We start from the raw sequence: 20,672 nt of genomic DNA, 5'->3' as shown, positions 1-20,672 counted from the left end.
TTCACGGGCCCACCACGGCCACCGCCCCGCGCACACAACGCGCGCTCAGCGGCAGGGGTCCCAGCGGTTCGCCGTCCGCGTAGCCCGTGACGTCCGCCGCGGCGATCCCGACCTTCGCCGCTCTGAGCACGGTGACCTTGGGATGGTCGACGTGGGTGCCCCGGTACACGCTCGGGAACACCCGCAGCAGCGTCGTACGGCTGCAGTCGCCGACCACGGTGATGTCGAACAGCCCGTCGGTGAGGTCCGCGCCCGGGCAGATCCGCATGCCGCCGCCGTACGACGATCCGTTGCCGACGGCCACCAGGGTCGCCTCGACCTCGCGGACCTCGCCGTCGTCGAGCGTGATCCGGTACGGGACGGGCCGGAAGGCTGCCAGTTCGGCGAGCATCGCGAGGTCGTACTTGAGGCGGCCCGCGGGCCATCTCATGCGGTTGCCGCGGTCGTTGACGCGGGAGTCGAAGCCGGAGGCGAGGACGGTGCCGAACCAGTGACCGCCGGCCTGGCCCAGGTCGGTGTCGTGTACGCGGCCCTCCTTGAGGGCCCCGGCGATCAGCCGGCCCGCGGCGGCGGGGTCGCGCACCGGCAGTCCCAGGGCGCGGGCGAAGTCGTTGCCGGTGCCGGCGGCGACCAGGCCGAAGGGGGTGCGGGTGCCGGCCACGGCCTGGAGGGCGAGGTTCGCCATGCCGTCGCCGCCGACCGCGATCAGGGCGCCGGTGCCGTCCCTGACGGCGGCACGCGCGCGTGCCAGGCCGTCGGCGGCGTCCGCGCCGAGTACGGTCCGCACGGCGAAGCCCGCCGCCCGCAACGCGGAAGCGGCCGGCTGCGCCGCGTGGGCGCCCCGGCCGCGGCCCGCGGTGGGGTTGACGAAGAGGGTGATCTCGCTGGTCACGGACGTGACCTTACGAGCCGATTCCCGCTCGTCAGGTCACGTCGTCATAACCGTTGACCCGGTCCGTGCCCGACTGCTCGGGCAGCGCCCGGCTCGCGGAGACGGTCTCGACCTCGCCGATGTCCTCGGGGGTGAGGTCCAGGTCGGAGGCCTCGTCGTCGTCGGGTCCCTCGGCCTCGCGGCGGCGCTTGCGCCGGTCGTTGAGCAGGGAGAAGAGCACGGCGAAGAAGTACAGCACCCAGATCGGGCCGGCCAGCGCGAGCATGCTCAGCGGGTCCGTGCTCGGGGTCGCGACGGCGGCGAACACGGTGATGCCCATGATCATGCCCCGCCACCAGCCGAGCATCCGCTTGCCGGTGATCATGCCGGTGAGATTGAGCATGACGAGCAGCAGTGGCAGCTCGAAGGAGAGACCGAAGACGATCACCATGCGCGTGACGAGCTGCAGCAGATCGTCGAGTGGCAGCAGGTTGTCGATGCTGCCGCTCGGCGTGAAGTCGATCAGCACCTTCGCCGTGGTGGGGAGCACCGAGTACGCGAAGTAGGCACCGCCCATGAACAGCGGGGCACCGGTGAAGACGAACGCGTACGCGTACTTCTTCTCGTGCCGGTGCAGTCCCGGGGCGACGAACGCCCAGAGCTGGTAGAGCCAGATCGGCGAGGCCAGGACGACACCCGCCGTCAGTGAGACCTGGAGGGCCAGCGTGAACGGCGCGAGCAGGCCGTTGATGGTGATCCGGGCGCACTTCTGGGTGGCGTCGTCCGACGATGCCTTGGCGAGTTCCTCGAAGCTCTTGCTGCACCCGATCGAGTCCAGGATCGGCTTCGTGAGGAAGTTGATGATGTCGTTGTAGAAGAAGGCGGCGACGACCGTCACGATGACGATGGCCAGCAAGGCCTTCGCGAGCCGGTTGCGGAGCTCACGAAGGTGATCCGCGAGAGGCATCCGCCCCTCGGGATCCTTCTCCTCTTTGCGGGCAGACTTGAGCAACCCACGTTCCCATCTCGTGCGGGCGGGCCGGTGATCACCGGCCCCGCGTCAGCGCTTGGTCGTGTCCGTCGGCTCGGTGACCGGGCGCGAGCTGGTCACGTCGCCGGGGGCGGCCTGGATGGTGCGCTGAGCCGGGTTCTGCTCGTCGGTGGTGGGCGGGCCGGCCGGGGTGGCCGTGTTGCTGCCGCCCTCCTCCTTCATCGCCTTGGCCTCGCTCTTGAGGATGCGAGCGGACTTGCCGAGCGAGCGCGCCATGTCGGGAAGCTTCTTCGCGCCGAACAGCAGGATGATGACGACGAGGATGAGAATGATCTCGGGGGCGCCGAGCCTTCCGAACATAAGTCTTTACCTTCTCACCGAGGCGGCTTGTGGGGTGCTGTCCGACCGGTCGGACATGTGTCCGATCAGTCGTGCTGGCAGCGATCGTAACGCTCAGGGGTGAACGCCTGGCAATCCCTGTGCGTACTCCCGGTTCGCGACCGAGCCTCGTTATCCGGACCGCGACCAGCAGCGTACCTGCCGACACTGCCACGGTGACAGGGCGAAGTGGCCCAAAACGCATGCGCCGCTGCACTCACACCCAACTCTCGGCCTCACTCACAGCGAGTCGGCGGAACGCGCCGTGCTCACCGCCGCCCGCTCCAGGTCCTCCGCGGCCCGGTTGATGCGCCGCGCGGAGTCCGTGACCTGTCGCCCGAGCCGCTGCGCCTCCAGGAAGACCCGGACGGCGAGCACGCCCAGCACGGCGAGACCCAGGAAACCCACAGCTACCGCGAACATCGGCCAGAACATGACACCGAGCCTAGAGGGTCTGGAGGGACTGGAGGGAACCGGAGGGACGTGGAGGGCCTCAGAGGGTGGAGTGCAGCCGCAGCGTCCGCACCCCGCCGCCGGTCAGCAGTTCCACGATCCGCTCGCCCGCCGGCTTGCGGACGGCCGCGCCGCACTCGGGGCAGGTGAAGGAGTAGAAGGTGGTGCGGCTGGTCGCGCCGATGGCGAGGCGGAAGGCGCTCGCGGCCAGCTCGAACCGCTCCCGGCAGTCCGGGCAGCCCGCCTTGAAGGTCACCGGGGCCACGCTTCTCATCCCCGCGAAGGCGGCAGCCACCGTGATGCCCGCACCAGACGTCACCGACTCGCTCAAAGCCCCTGCTCCTGCCTGTCGTACTGACCGTCGTCCTGCCCGTCGCGCCCCGCGTCCGCCGCCCGCGCGCCCTGCGCCTCGACCCCGTCGTAGGCCGCCAGCGCCTCGCGGGCCGCCTCGCGGGCGCTGTCGGCGAGGTCGCGCGGCGAGACGATACGGCCGTCACGGCCGAGCCGGAGCGCAAGCCTCCGCAGCGATGCCGGCTCGGGGGTGCGCAGGGTAATACGCAGTCCGCCGTCGGAAAGCTCATCCGCACTGTCGTGCGGGTAGTACTCGGCGACCCAGCGGCCGCCGGGGCCGACCTCGACGACCACCTCGGGGTCCTCGGCCGCGGGCTGCACCAGCCCCGCGGACAGGTCCCGGAGCTCGACCTCGGGCGGTGCGGACGGCTCGTCGAGGATCTTGATCTCGGCGACCCGGTCGAGCCGGAAGGTGCGCCGCGCCTCGGAGCGGCGGCACCAGGCCTCGACATAGGTGTGTCCGACGCTGACCAGCCGGATCGGGTCGATCTCGCGCTCGGTGACCTCGTCCCGGGCGGGCGAGTAGTAGCGGATCCACAGGCGGCGGCGCTCGGAGATGGCCCGGTCGACGTCCGCGAAGACACCGCCCTCGGACTCGAAGGTCACCGAGAGCCGTGCGCTGGCACCCGCGGTCTCCCCGGCCGCGGTCTCCACCTTGGCGGTGGCCCGCAGCAGCGCCTGCCGGTCGCTCTCCCTCAGGCCGGGCAGCGTGGACACCGCGCGGGCGGCCACCAGCAGCGCGGTCGCCTCGTCGGCGGCGAGCCTGAGCGGCTCCGCCACGTCATCGGGGTTGTGCCACCAGATCCGCTCGCCGTCGGTGTCGATGTCGAGCAGATCACCGCCGCGGAAACTGGTGCCGCACATGGGCAGCACATCGAGGTCGGAGACCAGCTCGTCCTCGGTGATCCCGAAGGCGCGGGCCACGTCCTCGACCCGGGCTCCGGGGCGCTCCTTCAGATAGGTCACCAGCGAGAGCATCCGCCGGGTCTGGTCGATGGCGTTCGTGGGCCTGACCGGTTTGCCTGCCACAGTTCTCTTCCGCTCCCCCTCAGCCCTTGGCCACGGCACGCAGCCGGTCCACCACGTCGGCCCGCAACTCGGCGGGCTCCAGGACCACCACGTCGGGACCGAACTCCACCAGCCAGGCGTCCAGGCCATGGCCGTACGGAATCTCCAACTCGTCCCAGCCCTCGCCCAGTTCCCGCACCGAGGTGGCCTTCGCCCGCAAGGGGTACCCGGCGCCCGTGCGCAGCCGGATCAGCGCGCTGCGGTCGGCGGTCTCGCCCGCCCAGCTCGCCACGGTCTCGCGGACGGTGACGACGTCGGGGACCGGGGCCGTGAACTGCGCCCCGCGCGAGCGCACCTTGCCGGTGATCCGGGAGAGCCGGAACACCCGCTCGGCGCCCCGGTCCCGGTCGAATCCGGCCAGGTACCAGTGGCCGCGCCAGCACTCCAGCGCCCACGGCTCGACATGGCGCGGCTCGGGGCGGGCGGCGGTGGCCTTGCGGTAGTCGAAGACGACCGGACGGCGGTCCCGGCAGGCCAGCATCAGCGGCTCGAAGGAGGCCTCGTGCACCGGGATGCGCGGCTCCAGGGCACCGTGCGCCTCGTACGGGTCGACGTCCTCGGGCAGCCCCGCCGCGCGCAGCTTCTGCAGCGCGCCGCTCGCGGCGCCGGCGAGCCGGGCCTGCTGCCACACCTTGGCGGCAAGACCCAGGGCGGCTGCCTCCTCGGCGTCGAGCGTGATGGGCGGCAGCCGGTTGCTGTCCCGGCGGGCCAGATAGCCGACTTCGCCGTCGAGATTCTCAACGGTCTCGATGACGAGCCCGAGTTCGCGCAGATCGTCCTTGTCGCGCTCGAACATCCGGTTGAAGGAGTCGTCGGAATTGGCTTCCAGGTAGGCCTCGATGGACTCCCTGAGCTCGCGCTTGCTCAGCGGCCGTCGCGTCCCGAGCAGACACAGCGCCAGATTCATCAGCCGCTCGGCCTTGGCAATGGCCATCGACGCCCTTCGCCTCCCTATGGTGCTTACGGACGATGACCGTACCGCCCCGAAGGAGCAAGGCAAAAGCCGAGGGCCCATGCCCGGACAGGCATGGACCCCGGTCGATCAGGTCCGGTCGGATGCCGTACGACGATCCGACCGCGACGCGATCATTTATGACTCCTCGGATACGACTCCTCGGAGGACTCCGGTACGACGATCAGACGCCGAGCAGGTCGACCACGAAGATCAGGGTCTCGCCGGGCTTGATCGCCGGAGTGGGGCTCTGGTTGCCGTAGGCGAGGTGGGCGGGGATGGTCAGCTGGCGACGGCCGCCGACCTTCATGCCCTGCACGCCCTTGTCCCAGCCCTTGATGACCCGGCCGCCGCCCAGCGGGAAGCGGAACGGCTGACCACGGTTCCAGCTGGCGTCGAACTCCTCGCCGGTGCTGAAGGCCACGCCCACGTAGTGGACGGTCACGGTCTGGCCGGCCTGCGCAACCTCGCCGTCGCCCTCCCAGATGTCCTTGATCTCCAGGTCCGCCGGGGGCTCGCCGCCCGGGAAGTCGATCTCGGGCTTGTCGATGCTCACGTCAATCGCTCCTGCTTGTTCACGGAAAGGCAACAGGGACCAGTCTCGCATCCCCGTCCCGAAGACCTGCGGCCATGTCCCCCGTGCGTCACATCTTCGCCAGGATGTCCACGGTGAAGACCAGCGTGGAGTCCTTCTCGATACCGCTGCCGGCCGGCGGGTTGTCGCCGTAGCCCAGCTTCGGCGGAATGGAGATCAGCACCCGGCTGCCCACCTTCTTGCCGGTCAGACCCTGCGCCCAGCCCTTGACGACCTGCTGGAGCGAGAACGACGCCAGCTGCCCCCTGCTGTACGTCGAGTCGAACTCCTTGCCGGAGTCCCACACCACGCCCTTGTACTGCACGAGCAGGCTGTTGTCGGCCGCGACCTCGTCGCCGTCACCCTCGATGACGTACTCCGCCACCAGCTTGGTCGGCGCGTCCGCCTTGGGGATCTCGATCGAGGGGGCCTTGCCGTCGGTGTTGGTGCCGACCTTGGGCAGCTTGGCGTCGCCCTGCGCGACCTTCTTGCCCTTGGCGGAGCTCTTGCCGTTGAAGGTGTCCTGCACGTCGACGACGAACACCAGCGTGTCGGTGCCCTTGATGCCCGCCTGCGCGTTGCCCTCCTTGCCGTACCCCCAGGTGGGCGGGATGGAGAACTGCACCCGGCTGCCGGCCTTCTTGCCCGACAGGGCGTAGCGCCAGCCGTCGATGATGCTGTTCTGCGCCAGCTGGATGACCAGCGCCGTCTTGCGGTCGTAGGAGTTGTCGAAGACCTTGGCCGTGTTCCAGATCTGACCGAGGTAGTGCGCCTGGATGTAGTCGCCCTCGGCGATGGTGGTGCCGCCGCCCGCGATGAGCGTCTTGACCGCGAGGGCCTTCGACGGATCCCCGGTGCCCTTGGCGACCGTCGGCTTCTCACCGAACTTCGTCCCCGCGGTGACCGCCGGCAGCGGACCGTCGACGATCTTCGGCGGCGGGGGCGGCGGCGGGGTGGCCGACGACGAGGCCGAGGGCGACGCGCTGTCACTCGCCTTGCTCGAGTCGGACTTGTCGTCACCGCAAGCGGCGAGTGTGGCCAGTCCTGCGGGAACGGCGATGAGAAGGGAGCGTCGGCGCACGGTGGGGGCCTCGTAATCGGTCGATCTTGTTGATGGCGTGCGCGCAACTCTACGGCGTGCGAAGGGCGCCGTACGGGAAACGTACGGCGCCCGTGTTGCGTTCCGACAGTGATCCGGAACGCTTGGCTCACATTCCGGCGATCAGTTTCTCGACCCGGTCGTCGACCGACCGGAACGGGTCCTTGCACAACACCGTGCGCTGCGCCTGGTCGTTGAGCTTGAGGTGGACCCAGTCGACCGTGAAGTCCCGGCGCTGTTCCTGGGCCCTGCGGATGAAGTCACCGCGCAGCCGGGCCCGAGTGGTCTGCGGCGGAACGGACTTGCCCTCGAAGATCTTCAAGTCGTTGCAGATCCGGGCGGCCTGGCCCTTCCTCTCCAGAAGGTAGTAGAGACCACGACGGCGGTGGATGTCGTGATACGCGAGGTCTATCTGCGCGACCCGCGGGTGCGACATGGTCATGTTGTGCTTGGCCCGGTACCGCTCGATGAGCTTGTACTTCATGACCCAGTCGATCTCGGTGCCGATCCGGTCGAGGTCCTCCGCCTCGATCGCGTCCAGCGTGCGGCCCCACAGCTCCAGAACCTGCTCCACGGTCCCGGTGCGGATGCCACGGCGCTCGCAGAAGTCCACGGCCTTCTCGTAGTACTCGCGCTGCACCTCCAGCGCGGAGGCCTCCCGGCCGCTGGCCAGACGCACCTTGCGCCGGCCGGTGATGTCGTGGCTGACCTCGCGGATCGCCCGGATCGGGTTCTCCAGGGTCAGGTCCCGCATCACGGTGCCCGCCTCGATCATGCGCAGCACCAGGTCGGTGGCGCCGACCTTGAGCAGCATGGTCGTCTCGGACATGTTCGAGTCGCCCACGATGACGTGCAGACGGCGGTAGCGCTCGGCGTCGGCGTGCGGTTCGTCGCGGGTGTTGATGATCGGCCGGGAGCGGGTCGTCGCCGAGGAGACGCCCTCCCAGATGTGCTCGGCCCGCTGACTGACGCAGTACACCGCGCCCCGCGGGGTCTGCAGCACCTTGCCGGCACCACAGAGAAGCTGCCGGGTGACTAGGAACGGAATGAGAATGTCCGCGAGCCGGGAGAACTCGCCGTGGCGTGCGACGAGATAGTTCTCGTGGCAGCCGTAGGAGTTTCCGGCCGAGTCGGTGTTGTTCTTGAAGAGGTAGACGTCGCCCGCGATTCCTTCCTCGTGCAGGCGTCGTTCGGCGTCCACCAGGAGTCCTTCGAGAATGCGCTCGCCCGCTTTGTCGTGGGTGACCAGTTCGGTCACGTTGTCACATTCGGGTGTCGCGTATTCCGGATGTGAGCCCACGTCGAGATAGAGGCGTGCGCCGTTTCGCAGAAAGACATTGCTGCTGCGGCCCCATGACACGACACGGCGGAAGAGGTACCGAGCCACCTCGTCGGGAGACAGGCGTCGCTGTCCCCTGAACGTACACGTGACGCCGTACTCGTTCTCCAGCCCGAAAATGCGGCGGTCCATGACTGAACATTACGCCCGATCCCCCGAGCTGAAACGGGGTTCGGCAGCACGGTTTGGATCATTTTCCGATGAAGACGCAACCACCCCCCGCCCGGCGGGAGCTGTGAGGACGCCTCCCGTGACCAGCAGAACCAGCAGCGACACACCCCCCGCGGCACCCGGCACGGCATAGCCCCACAGGGCCCCGCCCCGCTCGACGACCGGGCCCGCGAGGCCCGTTCCCACCGACGCGCCCACGGTGAACGTCGTCACCAGCCAGGAGAACGCCTCCGTGACCGTACCCGTCGGCGCGTGCCGGTCGACCAGTACGAAGGCACACGCGATGACGGGCGCCAGGAACACCCCCGCGAGCACCGTCAGCAGCGTCATGGCCACCGCGCCCGGCATCAGCGTCAGCGGCAGGTAACACACCGCCAGGAAGCCCACCAGGACCTGCAGTCGCCGCGCCGGCTCACCGGCCCACTGCCGAGCGCCGTACGCCAGACCGCCCAGGAGGGCGCCCAGACCGATCCCGGCCATCAGCCAGCCGTACACCGCGTCCCCGCCGTGCTCGTCCGCGTACGGCACCGAGGCCACCGTGATGGACCCGAGCGCGATACCGACGAACAGGAACGCACCGAGCAGCGCCAGCAGTCCGGGCGAGCGCAGGGCGCCGAGCCAGTGCGCCTCACGGGGACCGGACCGCCACGCGCGCGAGGGCGGCGACAGGACGACCGAGAGCGCGCCGAGCACCCCGACGACGTTCAGCACCAGCAGCGCCGCCTGCGCCGACCACAGCGACACGCACAGCGTCACCAGCAACGGCCCCACGGCGAACATGACTTCCTGCGCCACCGCGTCCATGGCGTACGCCGTGTGCACCTGGCCCTCGTGCCGCAGCACGCTCGGCCACAGCGCGCGCAGGCCGCCCTCCAGCGGTGGCGTGAAGAGCCCGGCGGCCGCCACGGCCGCGTAGGCGAGCGGGAGCGGGTCGGTGCCGGTGAAGGCGAAGAGCGCCATCGCGAGGGCCGACAGCACGGCGGAGGGGAACTGCACCCGGGGCTGGCCGTGCAGGTCGACGAGGCGCCCGAGCAGCGGCTGCCCCACGGCGTTGGCGACCCCGTAGACGGCCGCGAGCCCCCCGGCGAGGCTGTACGTGCCGCCCTCCGCCCGGACGAACAGCACGATCGCGATCGCCGCGGTGGCATTCGGCAGCCGCCCCACCAGCGTCCCCGTCAGCAGGCGCGCCGCATGCCTCGCCCTGAGGATCTCCAGGTATCCCGCGGCCATGTCCCGCCTCCAAGTAATACGTATAACGTCGCCTCCCATACGTACCATGTGCGCTGTTCGGACGTCCAGACGAAGGAGCGGCCCACGGTGGCACGCAGCAGCACGCGACCGACCAGCCGTGACGTCGCACAGGCGGCCGGCGTGTCCCAGGCCGCCGTCTCACTCGTCCTCGGCGACAAATGGCGCGGCCGCGTCTCCGAGACCACCGCCGAACGGGTCCGGGAAGCCGCCCGCGACCTCGGCTACCGGCCCAACCTCGCCGCCCGCAACCTCCGCCTCGGCCACACCCGCACGGTCCTCCTCGTCGTCCCGGCCCTCACCACCGAGTTCTTCGCCGGCGTCTACACCGGCGCCGCGCGCGTCGCCGCCGACCACGGCTTCGGCGTCGTCCTCTACCCCTCCCCCGAGGGCATCGGCCCCGCCCGCGACCCCTTCGCCTCCGCCCAGGCCGCCCTGGACGGCGTCATCGCCTCCTCCATGGCCGCCGACGCCCTCACCGCCATCCGCGGCGACCAGCTCCCCCTCGTCATGCTCGACAGCGACCCCTCCGGAAGCCTCGGCGCCGCCACCGTCAACCTCGACATCGCCGACGGCGTCCGCCAGGTCGCCGCCCACCTCCTGGGCCTCGGCCACCGCCGCTTCCTGCACCTCGCCGCCGACGTGCCCTCCTGGACCTTCGAGGTACGCGCGCGCGAACTGGCCGCACAACTCGCCACGGTCCCCGGCACCTCCGTCCGCACGGCCCGCGCCCCCATCTCCATCGACGGCGCCCTGACCGCCGCCACGGCCGCCCTCGCCGCCCCCGGCCCCCGCCCCACCGCCCTGGTCTGCGACGACGACAAACTCGCCGCCGGCGCCTACAAGGCCGTACGACGGCTCGGACTGCGCGTCCCCGACGACATCTCCGTCACCGGCCTGGACGACCTCGCCCTCGCCACCGCCATCGACCCCGAGCTCACGACCGTACGGCTGGACGCCGAGCTGTTCGGCGAGCGCGGCATGCAAGCCCTCCTGGCCGTCCTGGACGGCCGTACACCGCAGGCCGGGGACATCCCCGTCGAGCTGGTCGTACGAGGCTCCACGGCCCCGCCCAGCACCCCCTGAACGCCCTGTGCCCCGGCCAGGTGATCGGCCGGGGCACAGAAAGGGTGAGGGTCGGGCAGGACGGACGGCTACTCCTTCTCGGAGCCCTCCGCCTCGTCCGCGCTCTCCGCCTCGGTGGACGCACCGCCGGCCTCCAGCAACCGGTCCAGCTGACGCCCCACGATCCGCTTGAACTTGCGCTTCTGCGGACGCGTCCGGTCCAGCACCGCCACCTCCAGCCGCTCCGCGGGGATCTCCCGCTCACTGCCGTTGGTGTCCCGGGACAACGCCTGCACGGCCAGCTTCAGCGCCTCCGCCAGGCTCATACCGTCCTGGTGACGCTGGTCCAGATAGCTGCTGATCGTCTCGGCGTTGCCTCCCACCGCCACGGAGCCGTGCTCGTCCACGATCGAACCGTCGTGCGGCAACCGGTAGATCTGGTCGCCGTCCGGCGTCTCACCGACCTCCGCCACGACCAGCTCCACCTCGTACGGCTTCTCACCGGCCGAGGAGAAGATCGTGCCCAGCGTCTGGGCGTAGACGTTGGCCAGACCACGCGCGGTCACGTCGTCACGGTCGTAGGTGTAGCCACGGAGGTCGGCATACCGGACGCCGCCGATCCGCAGATTCTCGTACTCGTTGTACTTCCCGGCGGCCGCGAAGCCGATCCGGTCGTAGATCTCGCTGAACTTGTGCAGCGCGCGGGACGGATTCTCACCGACGAACACGATGCCGTCGGCATACTGCAGCACGACCAGGCTGCGACCACGGGCGATGCCCTTGCGGGCGTACTCGGCCCGGTCGGCCATCGCCTGCTGAGGAGAAACATAGAACGGCGTCGACACCGGTTATCCGTCCCTTTCTGTGGAAGTCACTGCGATCACCTTGAACAAGACAGCAGACGCCTACAGCAGCGCGGCCCGCGGGCCGTCGGGCTGCTCAAGGCGCCGCTCGAGAATCGAACGGGCGATCTCGGAGGACTCGTCGTCGGTGAGCCGGCGGAAGCCGTCCTCGGTGATCACGGTGACGATCGGGTAGATCCGGCGCGCGACATCGGGACCGCCGGTCGCCGAGTCGTCGTCGGCCGCGTCGTACAGGGCCTGCACCACGAGGGTGGTGGCCTCGTCCTCGGTGAGGTCGTTGCGGAAGAGCTTCTTCATGGCACCGCGCGCGAAGATCGAGCCGGAGCCGGTGGCGGCGAAGTTGTGCTCCTCGGAACGGCCGCCGGTGACGTCGTAGGAGAAGATCCGGCCCCTCTCCCGGTCCACGTCGTACCCCGCGAACAGCGGCACGACGGCCAGGCCCTGCATGGCCATGCCGAGGTTGGAACGGATCATCGTGGACAGCCGGTTCGCCTTGCCCTCCAGCGACAGCTGGGCGCCCTCGACCTTCTCGAAGTGCTCCAGCTCCAGCTGGAACAGCTTCACCATCTCCACGGCGAGACCGGCGGTGCCGGCGATCCCGACGGCCGAGTACTCGTCGGCCGGGAACACCTTCTCGATGTCCCGCTGGGCGATCACATTCCCCATGGTCGCCCGACGGTCACCGGCGAGCACGACGCCGCCGGGGAAGGTCACGGCCACGATGGTCGTCCCGTGCGGCGCCTCGATCACGCCCTGCGTGGGCGGCAGTTGCCGGTTGCCCGGCAGCATCTCCGGCTGATGCTCGGACAGGAAGTCCATGAAGGACGACGACCCAGGCGTCAGGAAGGCAGCTGGTAGACGCCCGGTGCTACGAGTGTTGGCTTCCACGCGATTCCTTCCACGTAAGCAGCAGCCCGCCTTATGGCATCGGGCCGATCCTTGAACTGCCCCAGTGCGGCATTGCAGCTGAAGCACAGTACGCCTCGGACCCTACCCGTCTTGTGGCAGTGATCCACATGCTCGGCAGGAGCGTCAAGGCAGATGCAGCAGACTCCCCGCTGCGCCACGATCAACCCGTCCAACTCCGCCTGGGTGAGACCGTACTTGCGCTTGAAGTAACTGACCCGGTTCCGTTCGGCACGGCACTCACGGCAATAGCTCGACCAGCCGTCCGACGAGGACTTGTTCCGCTCCCACTCGGAGTGCGGCTTCACCTCTTCGCACTGCGGGCACCGCTTGTGTCCCTGCGGGACCAGGGCCCTGACCCGGACCTTCTTCCCCTTTTTCTCCTGACGTTGCCGGTAATACTCCGCAGAGCACTCCCGGCAGTACGCCTGGAGTCCATCGGGCATGGACTTGTTACTGGCGAACGCTGCCCGCAGCAGGTGTTGCTTGCACCGCGAGCAGCGCCGCACCTCCGACTCTTGGACCATGCAGATTCCCCCGCCCCGCCTTCACTTCGAAGGCAAAAGCAACCTACTGGCCACCCTTCTGAACGAAGGACCTCACGAAATCCTCAGCATTCTCTTCGAGCACATCATCGATTTCGTCGAGGACGGAATCCACGTCGTCGCTCAGCTTCTCCTGGCGTTCCTTGAGGTCCTCGGAACCCTGCGCTTCCGCAGCCTGCTCCTCGACCTCCTCGGTGTTGCGGGTGGCCTTCTGCTGTCCGCCGCCGGTGTCCTTGGTCGCCATAACCCCTCACCCCGCTCGGTTCGACGTTCTTGATCAGACCCTACAAGCAGGGTCTGACATCGGCCCCGCAGTTCCTACAACGTACGGGGGCCATCTCGATGATTCCCTCTGGCCGGGTTTTCCACCCTGCGGGACGACCCGGCCCGGCCATCCGTTCAGTTGCCCGACAGTACCCTGACCAGGTCTTCTGCCGTGCGACAGCGGTCCAGGAGCTCCTTGACGTGATTTCGCGTTCCGCGAAGCGGTTCGAGGGTTGGGACCCGCTGGAGCGAGTCCCGGCCCGGGAGGTCGAAGATCACCGAGTCCCAGGAGGCCGCGGCGACGTCGTCGGCGTACTGCTCCAGGCAGCGGCCGCGGAAGTACGCGCGGGTGTCCTCGGGGGGCTTGGTGCGGGCCCGCTCGACCTCGTTCTCGTCCAGCAGGCGCTTGATGCGGCCGCGGGCCGCGAGTCGGTTGTACAGGCCCTTGTCGGCCCGCACGTCGGCGTACTGGAGGTCCAGGAGGTGCAGCTTGGCCGCGTCCCAGTCGAGGCCGTCACGGCGCCGGTAGCCCTCCATGAGCTCCCGCTTGGCGACCCAGTCGAGCTCGCCTGCGAGGCTCATGGGGTCGTTCTCCAGGCGGTTGAGGGTGTCCTCCCAGCGGGCCAGGACGTCCTTGGTCTGGTCGTCGGCGTCCGCGCCGTAGCGTTCCTCGACGTACTTGCGGGACAGCTCGTAGTACTCCATCTGGAGCTGGACCGCGGTGAGTGTGCGGCCGCTGCGGAGGGTGACCAGCCGCTGGAGGGTCGGGTCGTGGGAGACCTGGTGCAACGTCCGCACCGGCTGGTCCACCGCCAGGTCGACCGCGATGAAGCCGTCCTCGATCATCGAGAGGACGAGGGCTGTGGTGCCCAGCTTCAGGTAGGTCGAGATCTCCGAGAGGTTCGCGTCGCCGATGATCACGTGGAGGCGGCGGTACTTCTCGGCGTCGGCGTGGGGCTCGTCGCGGGTGTTGATGATGGGGCGCTTGAGGGTGGTCTCGAGGCCTACCTCGACCTCGAAGTAGTCGGCGCGCTGACTGAGCTGGAAGCCGTGTTCGTGGCCGTCCTGGCCGATGCCGACACGGCCCGCTCCGGCGAAGACCTGGCGGGAGACGAAGAAGGGCGTGAGGTGGCGCACGATGTCCGAGAAGGCGGTCTCGCGCTTCATCAGGTAGTTCTCGTGCGTGCCGTAGGAGGCGCCCTTGTTGTCGGTGTTGTTCTTGTAGAGGTGGATGGGCTGGGCGCCGGGGAGCTGGGCGGCCCGTTCGGCGGCCTCGGCCATGATGCGTTCGCCGGCCTTGTCCCAGAGGACGGCGTCGCGGGGGTTGGTGACCTCGGGGGCGCTGTACTCGGGGTGTGCGTGGTCGACGTAGAGCCGTGCGCCGTTGGTGAGGATGACGTTGGCGAGGCCGATGTCCTCGTCGGTGAGCTGGCTGGAGTCGGCGGCTTCGCGGGCGAGGTCGAAGCCCCGCGCGTCCCGCAGCGGATTCTCCTCCTCGAAGTCCCAGCGGGCCCGGCGGGCCCGGTGCATCGCCGCCGCGTAGGCGTTGACGATCTGGGATGAGGTGAGCATGGCATTGGCGTTGGGGTGGCCGGGGACGGAGATCCCGTACTCCGTCTCGATGCCCATTACTCGCCGTACGGTCATGCGGCCCTCCTTGCCCGGCGGCGCCCTCGGTCGGGGGCGGCGCTCAAGTACCGCTGGCGCTCCGGTGCGTGTGCGGTGCCCGTCCCCGCACTGCGCGACTCGGCGGTACCGAAGAGCCTAGAACGGCTCTGCGCCGGTGGGGAGATCATTTGCGTCATTGCCTTGCTCGCGTTTGATCCGGTTGGTTGCCTGAAAAACAGTCGGCTGCGGGTACCCCGGTGAGGGCACCCGCAGCCACCCTGTGTTTACAGGTACTGACCGGTGTTCGCCACCGTGTCGATGGAGCGTCCGGTGTCGGCGCCCTGCTTTCCGGTGATGAGCGTACGGATGTAGACGATCCGCTCGCCCTTCTTTCCGGAGATGCGGGCCCAGTCGTCCGGGTTGGTGGTGTTGGGCAGGTCCTCGTTCTCCTTGAACTCGTCCACGCAAGCCTGGAGGAGGTGGGAGACGCGGAGGCCCTTCTGGTTGTGGTCGAGGAAGTCCTTGATCGCCATCTTCTTGGCGCGGCCGACGATGTTCTCGATCATGGCGCCGGAGTTGAAGTCCTTGAAGTAGAGGACTTCCTTGTCTCCGTTGGCGTAGGTGACTTCCAGGAAGCGGTTTTCCTCGGATTCGGCGTACATGTGTTCCACGGCCGTCTGGATCATGCTCTGGACGGTGGTGGCCTTGCTGCCGCCGTGCTCGCCGAGGTCGTCGGAGTGCAGGGGGAGGCGCTCGGTCAGGTACTTGCCGAAGATGTCCTTGGCGGCCTCGGCGTCCGGCCGCTCGATCTTGATCTTCACGTCGAGCCGGCCGGGGCGCAGGATGGCGGGGTCGATCATGTCCTCGCGGTTGGAGGCACCGATGACGACCACGTTCTGCAGGCCTTCGACGCCGTCGATCTCGGCGAGGAGCTGCGGGACGATGGTGTTCTCGACGTCGGAGCTGACGCCGGAGCCGCGGGTGCGGAAGAGGGACTCCATCTCGTCGAAGAAGACGATGACGGGTGTGCCCTCGCTGGCCTTCTCACGGGCACGCTGGAAGACGAGGCGGATCTGCCGCTCGGTCTCGCCGACGTACTTGTTGAGGAGCTCGGGGCCCTTGATGTTGAGGAAGAAGCTCTTGCCGGTGGCCTGGCCGGTGACCTCGGCGACCTTCTTGGCCAGCGAGTTGGCGACGGCCTTGGCGATGAGCGTCTTGCCGCATCCGGGGGGTCCGTAGAGCAGGACGCCCTTGGGCGGGCGCAGTTCGTGCTCCTTGAACAGGTCCGGGTAGAGGTAGGGGAGCTCCACGGCGTCCCGGATGGCCTCGATCTGGCCGCCGAGTCCGCCGATCTGCTCGTAGCCGATGTCGGGGACCTCTTCGAGGACGAGTTCCTCGACCTCGCTCTTGGGGACGACCTCGTAGACGTAGCCGGATCGGGGTTCGAGCAGCAGGGCGTCGCCGGGGCGGATGGTGACGTCCAGTAGCGGCTCGGCGAGCCGTACCACCCGTTCCTCGTCGGTGTGCCCCTGTACGAGGGCGCGCTCGCCGTCCTCGAGGATCTCCTTGAGGGTGACGATGTCGCCGACGCTCTCGAACGCCATGGCCTCGACCACGTTGAGAGCTTCGTTGAGCATTACTTCCTGGCCGCGCCGGAGCTCTTCGAGCTCGACGCTGGGGCTGACGTTCACTCGCAGTTTGCGGCCGCCGGTGAAGATGTCTGCGGTGCCGTCCTCGTTCGCTTCGAGGAAGACACCGAAGCCGGCCGGCGGCTGTGCGAGCCGGTCGACCTCCTCCTTGAGGGCCACGATCTGGTCGCGGGCCTCACGGAGCGTGTTGGCGAGTCGCTCGTTCTGGGCGGACACGCCGGCCAGGTTGGTCTGCAGCTCGACGATCCGCTCTTCGAGAATCCTCGTGTGTCGCGGAGAGTCGGCGAGCTTGCGTCGCAGGACGGCGATCTCCTGCTCAAGGTAGGCAATCTGCCCGGACGGGTCGTCGGACCCTCGTCCCGGGCGGATGCCGCGGTTCATGTCGTCGTCGTGGGCTGCCACGGTCCTCACCTCCTCCAAGGGGAGCTGGACGCTTCCAGACCCTACCTGGGTGGGTGTCGATTGAAACCCCTAGATCACAAAGACTGTCGAGGTGTGTCCGATCTTCACCCTTGCGCTCTCCCTCACGCCAGGGGAATACCCACCGAACATGATTGGAAAGCTGCCGAAGGTAGGGTCGAAGTGTTCAACACCCGTCAGAGCTGGCCGGATTCCCGTTCAGCCGGACGCATAAACGGCAGGAGAGATGAGAGTGCAGCAGGAGGCCGGGGCCGACGGCGACACCCTGGAGGTCTGGATCGATCAGGACCTGTGTACGGGTGACGGCATCTGCGTCCAGTACGCGCCGGAGGTGTTCGAGCTGGACATCGACGGTCTGGCCTACGTGAAGGGCTCGGGCGACGAGCTCCTCCAGGACAGGGGCGCGACAACGCCCGTACCCCTGCCGCTTCTCACCGATGTGGTCGACTCGGCGAAGGAGTGTCCGGGCGAGTGCATCCACGTACGGCGAGTTTCGGACAGGGTCGAGATCTACGGACCGGACGCAGAGTGACCGGAAAGACACCCTGCGTGACCACTGTCTGATTTCTCACAGATGTGACCGCTTCGGTCAGACGGTGTGCGTGCCCGCGGGGGTCGAGCGGACGAACGCGCCGTCCTTCCACTGCCATTTCGCCTCGTCCTTCACATCCGGGCAGCAACTGGGCACGTCGGACGTGGAGTAGCCGAGCAGGGTCGCGAGGACGGCTCCGTCGCTCACCGTGAAGTCGGTGACGGTGTTGCGGGTCTTCGGGCTCAGCAGGGTGGCGACGATGCGGGGTTCACCGTTGCTCTTCGCGCGCGTGATGACGTAGACGGCGTCGGGAGGCGTGCCCATGGGGGCGTCGCAGTGCACCACGACGACTGTTTCCGGCCGTCCGTCGCCGTCGAGGTCTCCGGAGACCCGCTTCTGCACCTTCGCCTTGACCGGGCCGCACTCGATCGGGAAGTGGACGGCCGCGGGGTCGGGCGCCGTCGTGACCACCGGGGCGGGTCTGGCCCCGGGGCCGGCCGCCTGGGCCGCCGTCGCGGGGTTGGGCTGCAGGACCGAGGAGAGGGCCACGACTCCCGCCACGGCGGTGGCGGTGGCGACCCAGTGGATCGGGCGGGTGTGCGTGTGTGCCAGTTCCGGGACGGCGGATTGCTGCACTAGGAGCGTCTCCTGTGGGGGCTGTGCCGGTGGGGTGGGTGGCCAGCATGGTGCCACACGTCACAGGTGGGGGGAACGGCGGGGTGGGTACCTGTGCTGGTTCGCCCCTGCGGGGGTTTGGGCCGCCGCCTCAACACGAAGGCGTCGGGGTGGAGTTCCCCTGGTCTGCGGGAACTCCACCCCGACGCCTGTACGTTGCGGTGCGGCAAGGGGCCGCTTCAGCGGCCGGAGCCGCCGTCGGCGTTGGGGCCGGTGTAGTCCTCGCCGTAGGCGCCCTTGGCGGGGCGGCGGCGGCGCATGGGGGGCTCGACGCCGTCGGCGAGGCGGCGGGCGGTGAGCAGGAAGCCGGTGTGGCCGATCATGCGGTGGTCCGGGCGGACGGCCAGGCCTTCGACGTGCCAGTTGCGGATCATCGTCTCCCAGGAGGTCGGCTCGTTGAAGGAGCCGATCTCGCGGATGGACTCGACGGTCCGGGCGAGCTGGGTGGTGGTGGCGACGTAGCAGCACAGGATGCCGCCGGGCACGAGTGCCTTGGAGACGGCCTCCAGGCACTCCCAGGGGGCGAGCATGTCGAGGATGACGCGGTCGACGTCGGTGTCGGACAGGTTGTCCTGGAGGTCGCCGACGGTGAGCTGCCAGGCGGGGTGCGGGCCGCCGAAGTAGCGCTCCACGTTCTGCTTCGCGATCTCGGCGAAGTCCTCGCGGCGCTCGTAGCTGTGCAGCATGCCCTGGTCGCCGATGGCGCGCAGCAGGAAGCTGCTGAGCGAGCCGGAGCCTACGCCCGCCTCCACGACGCGCGCGCCGGGGAAGATGTCGGCGAAGGCGAGGATCTGCCCCGCGTCCTTGGGGTAGACCACGGCGGCGCCGCGGGGCATGGACAGGACGTAGTCGGGGAGCAGGGGGCGCAGCGCGAGGTAGGCGACGTTACCGGTGGTGCGGACAACGCTGCCCTCGGGTGCGCCGATCAGCTCGTCGTGCGGGAAGGAACCCTTGTGGGTGTGGAAGTTCTTTCCCTCTTCGAGCGTGAACGTGTAGTGGCGGCCCTTGGGGTCGGTCAGCTGAACCTGGTCCCCGACCTTGAAGGGCCCGCGCCTGCGGGCGGCACCGGTCGGTTCGGACATGTGAACAGCCTACCGGTCCACGGAGGGGCCGCCGACCACTAGGACGGTCTGGCCATGGCCTTCACGAAGGCGCGCTCCACGTCGGCCGCGGACAGGACGCCGTAGATCTCGCCGGTCTCCTCGACGACGAGGTATTCGGTGGCGGGGGTCGCGCGGAGGGTGTCCAGGAGGTCCTCGCCCGCGAGTTCGGCGGAGACGCGCATGCCGTCGGTGAGGTCCTGGGCGAGGCCGCTGACGGCGACCCAGGGGCGGCGGTGTTCGGGTACGCCGACGATGGCGGCCTCGCGGACGAGGGAGAGCGGGGTGCCGTCGGCGTCGACGACGACCAGGGCGCGGGCGCCGGCGTCGTTGGCGCGGCGCAGGGCCTCGGAGAGGGGTGTGTCGGTCTCGACGGGAACCGCGCGGCGGGTGAGCGTACGGGCGCGCAGGTCGGGGAGGTGTTCGCGCAGCCGGGCCATGCGCAGGCTGTTGCCGGCGCCGGTCCAGATGATCGCGGCGAGGATCGCGGCGAGCAGGGCGTCCATCACGGTGTCCATGCCGACGTTGTCCTCGGCGGAGGAGCCGAGGGCTCCGGACTGGGTGAGCAGGGGGAGGCCGATGAGGACGCAGACGGCGAGGGCGCGGCCGACCCAGGCGGCGGCGATGGTGCCGCTCATGGGCTTGCCGGTGATCTTCCAGACGACCGCGCGGAGCATGCGGCCGCCGTCGAGGGGGAGGCCGGGCAGGAGGTTGAAGACGGCCACGATGAGGTTGGAGACCATCAGGCCTGCGAGCAGGACGCCGGGGACCGTGCCGGGTTCGACGGGCTGCATGGCGAGGTAGAAGAGGCCGGCGAGGACCAGGGAGAGCAGGGGGCCGACGAAGGCCAGCACGAACTCCCGTCCGGGGGTCTCGGCTTCCTTCTCGATCTCGGAGACACCGCCGAAGAACTGGAGCTGGATGCGGCGGACGGGGAGCTTGAAGCGGAGGGCCGCGACGGTGTGGGCCAGTTCGTGGACGAGGACGGAGGCGTAGAAGGCGATCGCGAAGAAGAGGGACACGAGGTAGCGGGCGGCGCCGAGTTCGGGCAGTACGCGGTCCAGTTGGCCGCCGAAGACCCAGGTGATGAGCGCGGCGACGAGGAACCAGCTGGGGGCGACGTAGACGGGCACCCCGAAGGGACGGCCCATCAGCAGCCCGCCGCGCGGCTGGGGGGACTGGGGCGGGGGCTTCGTGGGGACGCCGGAGTGGGCGAGGGTGCGGTGATCGTCGGTGGTGTGGGGGGCGCCGGGCGCTCGGTGCGCCGCGTCGGCGTCCTCGCCGGGGCCGGTCCCGGGGGCGGGCGGGTGCTCGGCGTCCCCCCTGGGGGTGCCGCTGCCGGCGGCTCGGACATCGCCGTCGCCGTGCGGCGCGGGGGTGTCCTGGGCGGCGTTGTCGTGGGGGGCGGGGTGCTGTACGGCGTCGGCGCCCTCGGTTGCGCCGTCGGCGTCCGAGGTCTCGGCGGACGTACCGGTGGGCGAGGCGACCGCCCGGTTCCCGTCGCCGTGCGGGTCGGGGGCTGCGGGGTCCGCGTTCTGCGCCGTTGGGTC

General features: G+C 69.3%; 22 protein-coding genes. 2 read left to right on the top strand and 20 right to left on the bottom strand.

The genetic code is table 11. The features are described 5' to 3' along the window. Position 1: 1 nt before the first annotated feature. From ACFYZ8_RS25275 to ACFYZ8_RS25225, 11 genes are all read right to left on the bottom strand, one after another. Positions 2–892, bottom strand: a complete 891-nt coding sequence (locus ACFYZ8_RS25275) for a diacylglycerol kinase (protein ID WP_388536045.1) — start codon at positions 890–892, stop codon at positions 2–4. Positions 893–923: 31 nt separating this feature from the next. Further along, positions 924–1,883 carry a twin-arginine translocase subunit TatC gene (gene tatC, locus ACFYZ8_RS25270; RefSeq protein WP_359035314.1) on the bottom strand — a complete coding sequence of 320 codons (960 nt, stop codon included), beginning with the start codon at positions 1,881–1,883 and terminating at the stop codon, positions 924–926. A gap of 48 nt (positions 1,884–1,931) precedes the next feature. Then, positions 1,932–2,222 carry a Sec-independent protein translocase subunit TatA gene (gene tatA, locus ACFYZ8_RS25265; RefSeq protein WP_359035312.1) on the bottom strand — a complete coding sequence of 97 codons (291 nt, stop codon included), beginning with the start codon at positions 2,220–2,222 and terminating at the stop codon, positions 1,932–1,934. A gap of 258 nt (positions 2,223–2,480) precedes the next feature. Continuing rightward, on the bottom strand, positions 2,481–2,675 hold the full coding sequence (locus ACFYZ8_RS25260) for a hypothetical protein (RefSeq protein ID WP_388536048.1): 195 nt from the start codon (positions 2,673–2,675) through the stop codon (positions 2,481–2,483). Positions 2,676–2,733: 58 nt separating this feature from the next. Then, positions 2,734–3,024: a hypothetical protein gene (locus ACFYZ8_RS25255; protein ID WP_359035309.1), complete on the bottom strand. Its 291-nt coding sequence runs from the start codon at positions 3,022–3,024 to the stop codon at positions 2,734–2,736. Then, the gene (locus ACFYZ8_RS25250; RefSeq protein WP_359035307.1) at positions 3,021–4,073 is read right to left on the bottom strand and encodes a WYL domain-containing protein; all 1,053 of its coding nucleotides are present in this window, start codon (positions 4,071–4,073) and stop codon (positions 3,021–3,023) included. The genes ACFYZ8_RS25255 and ACFYZ8_RS25250 overlap by 4 nt, the downstream gene beginning before the upstream one ends. A 19-nt stretch (positions 4,074–4,092) precedes the next feature. Then, complete coding sequence (locus ACFYZ8_RS25245) at positions 4,093–5,046, bottom strand: WYL domain-containing protein (RefSeq protein ID WP_359035305.1); 954 nt, start codon at positions 5,044–5,046, stop codon at positions 4,093–4,095. Positions 5,047–5,248: 202 nt separating this feature from the next. Then, complete coding sequence (locus ACFYZ8_RS25240; RefSeq protein WP_359035303.1) at positions 5,249–5,620, bottom strand: FKBP-type peptidyl-prolyl cis-trans isomerase; 372 nt, start codon at positions 5,618–5,620, stop codon at positions 5,249–5,251. A gap of 88 nt (positions 5,621–5,708) precedes the next feature. Next, positions 5,709–6,719, bottom strand: coding sequence for an FKBP-type peptidyl-prolyl cis-trans isomerase (locus ACFYZ8_RS25235; RefSeq protein WP_359035301.1), 1,011 nt, complete (start codon positions 6,717–6,719; stop codon positions 5,709–5,711). A gap of 127 nt (positions 6,720–6,846) precedes the next feature. Continuing rightward, entirely contained in the window at positions 6,847–8,208 is a 1,362-nt protein-coding gene (gene pafA, locus ACFYZ8_RS25230) for a Pup--protein ligase (RefSeq protein ID WP_059196529.1), read from the bottom strand. 9 nt (positions 8,209–8,217) lie between these two features. Further along, positions 8,218–9,477 carry an MFS transporter gene (locus ACFYZ8_RS25225; protein WP_388536055.1) on the bottom strand — a complete coding sequence of 420 codons (1,260 nt, stop codon included), beginning with the start codon at positions 9,475–9,477 and terminating at the stop codon, positions 8,218–8,220. 87 nt (positions 9,478–9,564) lie between these two features. On the opposite strand from ACFYZ8_RS25225, the gene ACFYZ8_RS25220 reads away from it, so the two are divergent. Then, positions 9,565–10,581 (top strand): LacI family DNA-binding transcriptional regulator, encoded by a 1,017-nt coding sequence (locus tag ACFYZ8_RS25220; RefSeq protein WP_359035296.1) that lies wholly within the window; start codon positions 9,565–9,567, stop codon positions 10,579–10,581. A 68-nt stretch (positions 10,582–10,649) separates the two neighbouring features. On the opposite strand, the gene prcA is transcribed toward ACFYZ8_RS25220, so the two are convergent. From prcA to arc, 6 genes are all read right to left on the bottom strand, one after another. Then, entirely contained in the window at positions 10,650–11,405 is a 756-nt protein-coding gene (prcA, locus tag ACFYZ8_RS25215) for a proteasome subunit alpha (protein WP_359035294.1), read from the bottom strand. Positions 11,406–11,465: 60 nt separating this feature from the next. Beyond that, positions 11,466–12,311 (bottom strand): proteasome subunit beta, encoded by an 846-nt coding sequence (gene prcB / locus ACFYZ8_RS25210; protein ID WP_359035292.1) that lies wholly within the window; start codon positions 12,309–12,311, stop codon positions 11,466–11,468. Further along, positions 12,263–12,775: an endonuclease VII domain-containing protein gene (locus tag ACFYZ8_RS25205; RefSeq protein WP_359035517.1), complete on the bottom strand. Its 513-nt coding sequence runs from the start codon at positions 12,773–12,775 to the stop codon at positions 12,263–12,265. Before ACFYZ8_RS25205 ends, prcB begins: the two co-directional genes overlap by 49 nt. Positions 12,776–12,899: 124 nt before the next feature. After that, positions 12,900–13,118, bottom strand: coding sequence for a ubiquitin-like protein Pup (locus tag ACFYZ8_RS25200; RefSeq protein WP_388536062.1), 219 nt, complete (start codon positions 13,116–13,118; stop codon positions 12,900–12,902). 155 nt (positions 13,119–13,273) lie between these two features. After that, positions 13,274–14,785 carry a depupylase/deamidase Dop gene (gene dop, locus ACFYZ8_RS25195; protein ID WP_359035289.1) on the bottom strand — a complete coding sequence of 504 codons (1,512 nt, stop codon included), beginning with the start codon at positions 14,783–14,785 and terminating at the stop codon, positions 13,274–13,276. 245 nt (positions 14,786–15,030) lie between these two features. After that, complete coding sequence (gene arc / locus ACFYZ8_RS25190) at positions 15,031–16,797, bottom strand: proteasome ATPase (protein ID WP_359035287.1); 1,767 nt, start codon at positions 16,795–16,797, stop codon at positions 15,031–15,033. 244 nt (positions 16,798–17,041) lie between these two features. Here arc and ACFYZ8_RS25185 point away from each other — a divergent pair, with 244 nt between their 5' ends. Then, on the top strand, positions 17,042–17,347 hold the full coding sequence (locus tag ACFYZ8_RS25185; RefSeq protein WP_359035285.1) for a ferredoxin: 306 nt from the start codon (positions 17,042–17,044) through the stop codon (positions 17,345–17,347). 57 nt (positions 17,348–17,404) lie between these two features. On the opposite strand, the gene ACFYZ8_RS25180 is transcribed toward ACFYZ8_RS25185, so the two are convergent. From ACFYZ8_RS25180 to ACFYZ8_RS25170, 3 genes are all read right to left on the bottom strand, one after another. Further along, positions 17,405–17,983 carry a hypothetical protein gene (locus ACFYZ8_RS25180; protein ID WP_359035283.1) on the bottom strand — a complete coding sequence of 193 codons (579 nt, stop codon included), beginning with the start codon at positions 17,981–17,983 and terminating at the stop codon, positions 17,405–17,407. 218 nt (positions 17,984–18,201) lie between these two features. Next, positions 18,202–19,104: a tRNA (adenine-N1)-methyltransferase gene (locus ACFYZ8_RS25175; RefSeq protein ID WP_388536068.1), complete on the bottom strand. Its 903-nt coding sequence runs from the start codon at positions 19,102–19,104 to the stop codon at positions 18,202–18,204. A 38-nt stretch (positions 19,105–19,142) separates the two neighbouring features. Continuing rightward, positions 19,143–20,672 (bottom strand): site-2 protease family protein (locus tag ACFYZ8_RS25170; protein ID WP_388536071.1); only part of this gene is annotated, 1,530 nt, incomplete at its 5' end.

It is taken from the genome of Streptomyces sp. NPDC001668 (assembly GCF_042893155.1).
Taxonomy (GTDB): Bacteria; Actinomycetota; Actinomycetes; order Streptomycetales; family Streptomycetaceae; genus Streptomyces.
This window is presented reverse-complemented; position numbering and strand designations above follow the sequence as displayed.